The sequence below is a fragment of the Mesorhizobium sp. M2A.F.Ca.ET.067.02.1.1 genome (assembly GCF_004023285.1).
Lineage (GTDB): Bacteria > Pseudomonadota > Alphaproteobacteria > Rhizobiales > Rhizobiaceae > Mesorhizobium.
In genome coordinates this window covers 1-6,117 of record NZ_RZSB01000348.1, presented here as the reverse complement: position 1 = coordinate 6,117, position 6,117 = coordinate 1, and the positions used below count along the sequence as shown (strand labels likewise).

4 protein-coding genes and 1 pseudogene are annotated in these 6,117 nt (G+C 65.2%); 4 read left to right on the top strand and 1 reads right to left on the bottom strand.

From position 1 onward, the window contains the following. On the top strand, nt 1-2,208 hold a 2,208-nt coding region (gene secA, locus EOA28_RS21670; protein WP_128315241.1), incomplete at its 5' end, for a preprotein translocase subunit SecA. 125 nt (nt 2,209-2,333) lie between these two features. On the opposite strand, the gene EOA28_RS21665 is transcribed toward secA, so the two are convergent. Further along, nucleotides 2,334-4,919 carry a LuxR family transcriptional regulator gene (locus tag EOA28_RS21665; RefSeq protein ID WP_127386374.1) on the bottom strand — a complete coding sequence of 862 codons (2,586 nt, stop codon included), beginning with the start codon at nt 4,917-4,919 and terminating at the stop codon, nt 2,334-2,336. Between the two features lie 324 nt (nt 4,920-5,243). On the opposite strand from EOA28_RS21665, the gene EOA28_RS21660 reads away from it, so the two are divergent. The 3 genes and pseudogenes from EOA28_RS21660 to EOA28_RS21650 form a co-directional block, all read left to right on the top strand. After that, a complete protein-coding gene (locus EOA28_RS21660; protein ID WP_127250959.1) occupies nt 5,244-5,516 on the top strand; it encodes a DUF4242 domain-containing protein in 273 nt (90 codons plus the stop codon). Between the two features lie 52 nt (nt 5,517-5,568). After that, nucleotides 5,569-5,766, top strand: coding sequence for a hypothetical protein (locus tag EOA28_RS21655; protein WP_128315240.1), 198 nt, complete (start codon nt 5,569-5,571; stop codon nt 5,764-5,766). A gap of 129 nt (nt 5,767-5,895) precedes the next feature. Beyond that, a pseudogene (locus EOA28_RS21650) lies at nt 5,896-6,117 on the top strand (hypothetical protein); the annotation flags it as partial.

Sequence of the window (6,117 nt, the reverse complement as noted above, 5' to 3'; positions counted from 1 at the left end):
GTCACCTACGCCACCAACAACGAGCTCGGCTTCGACTATCTGCGCGACAATATGAAGTATGAGCGCTCGCAGATGGTGCAGCGCGGCCACTCCTACGCCATCGTCGACGAGGTCGATTCCATCCTGGTGGACGAGGCGCGCACGCCGCTGATCATTTCCGGTCCGCTTGAGGACCGCTCGGAAATGTACAACACCATCGACGCCTTCATGCTGAAGCTCGGCCCGGCCGACTACGAGGTCGACGAGAAGCAGAAGACGACGATCTTCACCGAGGAAGGAACCGAGAAGCTCGAAAACATGCTGACAGCGGCGGGCTTGCTCAAAGGTGAGTCGCTCTATGACGTCGAGAATGTCGCCATCGTCCACCACGTCAACAACGCGCTGAAGGCGCATCTGCTCTTCCAGAAGGATCGCGATTACATCGTGCGCAACGGCGAGATCGTCATCATCGACGAGTTCACCGGCCGCATGATGCCAGGACGCCGCTATTCGGAAGGCCTGCACCAGGCGCTCGAGGCCAAGGAGCATGTGCAGATCCAGCCGGAGAACCAGACGCTGGCCTCCGTCACCTTCCAGAACTATTTCCGCCTCTACAAGAAGCTCGCCGGCATGACCGGCACGGCGCTGACCGAGGCCGAGGAATTCGCCAACATCTACAATCTCGAAGTCACCGAGATCCCGACCAACCTGCCGGTCGCCCGCAAGGACGAGGACGACGAGGTCTACCGTACGGTCGACGAGAAATACAAGGCGATCGTCAAGGAAATCAAGGACGCGCGCGACCGCGGCCAGCCGATCCTGGTCGGCACCACCTCGATCGAGAAATCCGAGCAACTGGCCGAGCGCCTGCGCAAGGAAGGCATCAAGGACTTCGAAGTGCTGAACGCTCGCCACCATGAGCGCGAGGCGTCCATCGTCGCCCAGGCCGGCAAGCCCGGCGCCATCACCATCGCCACCAACATGGCCGGCCGCGGCACCGACATCAAGCTCGGCGGCAATGCCGAGATGCGCATCGCCGAGGAGCTTGGCGACATGCCGGCCGGCCCCGAGCGCGAGGCGCGGGAAAAGGCCATCATCGACGATGTCGAACGCCTGAAGGAAAAGGCGCTGGCCGCCGGCGGCCTTTACGTTCTGGCCACCGAGCGCCACGAATCGCGCCGCATCGACAACCAGTTGCGCGGCCGCTCCGGCCGTCAGGGCGATCCGGGCCGCTCGAAATTCTTCCTGTCGCTGCAGGATGACCTGATGCGCATCTTCGGCTCCGAGCGCATGGACGGCATGCTGCAGAAGCTCGGCCTCAAGGAAGACGAGGCGATCATCCATCCCTGGATCAACAAGGCGCTGGAGAAGGCGCAGAAGAAGGTCGAGGCGCGCAACTTCGACATCCGCAAGAATCTGTTGAAGTATGACGACGTCTCGAACGACCAGCGCAAGGTGGTGTTCGAGCAGCGCATCGAGCTGATGGACGGCGAAGGCCTGTCGGAGACGATCACCGAGATGCGTGAAGGCGTCATCGAGGAGATCGTCGCCAAGAACATCCCCGAAAACGCCTATGCCGAGCAATGGAACGTCGCCGGCCTCAAGGAAGAGGTGGGGCAATACCTCAACCTCGACCTGCCGATCGAGGAATGGGTCAAGGAAGAGGGCATCGCCGAGGACGACATCCGCGAGCGCATCACGGCCGCGGCCGATGCCGCCGCCAAGGAGCGCGCCGATCGCTTCGGCCCCGACGTGATGAATTATGTCGAGCGTTCGGTGGTGTTGCAGACGCTCGATCATCTGTGGCGCGAGCATATCGTCAATCTCGATCATCTGCGCTCGGTCGTCGGCTTCCGCGGCTACGCCCAGCGCGACCCGCTGCAGGAATACAAGGGCGAAGCCTTTGAGCTGTTCCAGGGCATGCTGGGCAATTTGCGCCAAGCTGTCACCGCGCAGCTGATGCGCGTCGAGCTGGTGCGCGAGGCTGCGGACGCGCCGCCGCCCGAGGCGCCCGAGATGTTCGGCAGCCATATCGACGGCTCCACCGGCGAGGACGATTTCCAGGGCGGCGAAACCGCGCTTCTCCTGCGCCAGGATTCGAATACCGTTGTCGCTCCGGAAAACCGCGACCCGAAGAACCCCGCGACCTGGGGCAAGGTCGGCCGCAACGAAGCCTGCCCCTGCGGCTCCGGCAAGAAATACAAGCACTGCCACGGCGCCTTCGCCTGACGCAGTCTTCCTTCTCCCCGTCACTATACGGGGAGAAGGTGCCCGAAGGGCGGATGAGGGGCAGCGCCGGCGCTGGCGATTACCGCAGATCGCCTGACTTGTTCGAGCTTCCCGTCAGCTGAACCTTACACCAGCCCCGACGCGCGCGCCGCGGCCGCTGCTTCGCCGCGCGAGACGGCTTCCAGTTTCCCGAGCACCGCCGAAACGTGGTGATCGACCGTCTTCGGCGAGATCGCCATATGCGCGGCGATCTTCTTGTTGGAGAAGCCTCGTTCGATCAACTGCAGGACCTCCATCTGGCGCTGCGTAAGGCCGGCCTGGTTGGCGCGCGTCGCCTGCCTTGGACCTCTGGCAATACGGCCCACGCCGCTCTGCCGCAGCAGGCCGCGCACATGCTGCGCTACTGGTCTTGCGCCGAGCGCCTCGAAAATATCCAGCGCTTCACGCTGCGCGGCCTCGTCGCCCTGCAGCAAGGCGAGCGCCCGTTCGAAAGGGGCGCCCATCCTCGCCCAAAGCGCAGCGGCGGCGCGCCAGTCGCCGATCAATTGCAGGCGATGCGGCTCGGCCATGCTGTCGGTCTCGCCGGGATCGCTTTCCGGCAACAAAAGCCGCCGCCAGGCCGCCAGCCCGCCGAACACCGCCCGCGTCGGCGCGAGGCCTTCGGCAAGGGCGATCAGATGCAGCGCTTCATCCCTGTCGCCCTCGCCCAGCCACGCCAGCTCGGCCATCACCTCGGCAAAAGGCACAAGCCGTTGCAGTTCCATGCCCTTGTCCAGGAACCGCCTCATCTCTTCCACGATCGGCTCGGCCGACGGGTCGCCGCGGCGGATGCGCAAGCGTGCCAGCGCGACGAGCGATGGATAGCGTACCAACGGCGTCGTTGCTTCATCATCGACAACCTCATGCGCCACCGCCGCGGCGTCGTCCCAGAGGCCGAGCCTCAGCAGCAGCTGCGCCTGCACGCCGCGCATGTAGTCGCGCCATGTCGCGAGATCGTTCTCGACGCAGTAGCCGATGCCGCGCTCCAGCAACGAGGACGCCTCCTTGAAGTTGAGCCTGTTCATCTCGACGCAGGCGCAGTTGGTGAAGGCGCGCGCCGCATGTTCCTGGAAGTTTCCCGACAATGCGATTCCCAGGCTGCGGGCGAGATCGCGCCGCCCCTTGGCGAAGTCCAGCCATTGCCCGGCGGCGCCGACATTGTTCAGCGCATGACACAGAATATCCGGCCGGTTGAGCCGCTCCGCCAGCTCCACGGCCTTGCCGCCGAGCATGAGCGTGTCCTCGAGCCGTTCGGCGAGCATCGCCAGCTGCGAGAGGTTGGAATAAGCCATGGCGAGTTCAGGGCCGTCAGGCGCTGTCTCCAGAAGCTCCACGGCCTGCGCTCCGAACCGGTCCGCGGCCTCGCGATCGCCGAGCAGGTAGGCAAAGCGCGACAGGCAGCGTAGACCGTCGCCCTCCTTGACCCGATCGCCCTGCGCCTGGCGCAACTGGCGCGCCTGGCCCTGCGCTTCCATCGCCGCCTCGACGCGGCCGATCAGGTGGCACTCGAAAGCATGGCCCTCATAGAGCTCGGCTCGCTTGTCGACCGGCAGCATATCCGCATAGCGCAGGGCAACCTCGTAATAGCCCACCGCGTCGCGATGCGCGCCGACCCGCGAAGCCTCGCGCGCCGCCGCCGGCGCGAGCTCGCGCACCACCTCCAGGTTCTGCGCTTCCACGGCATGATGCACCAGCCTTGCGGTGGCCACTTGCGGGTTTTCGCGCAAGGCTGCCAGGGCGCGTTCATTGTATTCGCGCCGTTTGCTTGGCGTCAGCGCCATCTCGATGGCCGTGCGGGCGATCTCGTGCCGGAAGGCATAGCCGTCGCCGAAATCCTCGAGCAGGCCGTTGGCGACGCATTCGGCGAGCTGGCCGGCGGCGGCAATCCCGCAAAGGCCGCTCAGCGCCCAGGCGTCGGCGCGGCGCGGAAACACCGAGACGGCGTCGAGCATCGAGCGCGCGCCCGGTGACAGTTTTTCGGCGCGCGCCAGCACGGCGTCGCGCACGCTTGCCGGCAAGGCGCCATCGCCTTCGGCGGCGAGCAGCTCGGTGACGAAGAAGGCGTTACCGGCGCTTGCCCGGTAGATCGCCTCGCCGTCGCGCTCGGCGGTTGCGGCCAGCGACAGCACGGCGCTTTCGCTGAGCAGCGGCACGTCGATACGCACGACATTGCCGGCCGGGATCTCGCCGAGCGCCCGGCGCACGCGCATCTGCCCTTCGCTGCGATCGGTCCGCGCAGTGATCAGGAGCAGGATGCGGGTGTTTGCGATGCGCCGGCCGAGGAAGCGCACGAAATCGAGTGTCGCGTCGTCGGCCCAGTGCAGATCCTCGATGACGAGCAGGCACGGGCCTTTCGCCTCGAAGACGTCGAGCGCCTCGGAAAACAACGGCAGCCGCTGCACCTGGCGGTCGTCCATCGCCCGCGGCAGTTCCCACCGCGCGTCGCGGGCCAGATCATAAAGCGGCCCCAGCGGATCCGGGATGGACAGGTCCTCGCAGGCGCTGCGAAGCATTGTCAGGCCATCATCCAGTCGGCTCGCGAACGCCTCGACCAGCGCCGTCTTGCCGGCGCCCGCCTCGCCCAAGACGACCACGACGCGGCCGCGGCCCCCCATTGCGTCCGCCAACAGGGCATCCATCTGCTGCAGCTGCGGCTGCCGTTCCAGAAGCATCATCGCTCTCTCGCGAAATTGGAATTCCATCGTGGCGGATCGCCGCCGCGATAGCGTGGGAGACAGTCCTAAAATGTGACTTTCCACACATTCAAGTGCCATCTTCCACATAAAACGTCCCAAAGATAGGGAATCGTCCGGAGCAATATGGGGAATGGCTCCGATGCGCAGTCTTTGCCGAAATGGTGGGATCCGCCTTGCTCGAAACGAGCACGGAGCAATTCCGGGAAAACTGCGTAGCGGTTGGGCTCGGCGACTTCGCCGTGGCCTTCCGTCCGGAATTGCGTGGAAACTTGCAATCCAATCACGAAAGGAAAGACGATCGTGCCACGTTATCTCGTTGAACGCACCTTCCCGGAAGGCCTGAACGTGCCGATGAACGATGCCGGCGCCACCGCGATGGGCGGCGTCATCGCCCGCAACGCCGAGAAAGGCGTCACCTGGGTGCAATCCTTCGTCTCGCCCGACAAGGGCAAGAGTTTCTGCATCTACGACGCGCCCTCGCCGGAGGCGATCCGCAGCACCGCGCAAAAGAATGCGCTTCCCGTCGACAAGATCACGGAGGTGCGGGTCCTCGACCCCTACTTTTATCGCTGACGGGGAAGACCGTGTCGGGCAGACCATCCCCGTCGCCGGCGGACCTGACGCCGTGCCGGACAGCGAGAGTGTATCCGCCGCGGCGGATTACCTCCCGCCACGGCGCGGCTACATGCGACGGGCTTTGTCGGCGCTGCTTTCGCCGTTGCGAAATCGGCGCCGCCTTCTGCCGCCTCAGAACGATTACCTGAGACGCGATATCGGCCTCGATGAGCGGGAAATGCCGCGCGAATACTGGGAATATTGGTGACATCACCACTGATCCCGCAGCGTCCGGACCGGCGAACATCCCATTTACCGACAGGAGCCGCCAGGGCGCGGAGTTGGCCTTGACCGGCCGACCCACTGCCCGCTCGCCTCAACTGAATTGGAGAGACAAATGAGCATTCAGACCTTAGCCAGATGCGCCATCGGCGCCTCCGCCTCGACCATCCTGCTGATAGCGGGCGCCGCTACCGCGCAAACCGTCAACCCGCTCGCCGAAAAGGTGCGGGCGCTCGACAGCCGCTTCGAGGACGTGGCGGTGGCGAAGGCCGAAGGCTACGCGCCGATCCCCTGCGCCAGCGGCCTCACCGGCGGCGCCATGGGCATTCACTACGTC

Excerpts from the sequence above, each read along its gene's own strand:
- EOA28_RS21665 (WP_127386374.1), bottom strand. The coding sequence starts at position 4,919 with ATGCTTCTGGAACGGCAGCCGCAGCTGCAGCAGATGGATGCCCTGTTG.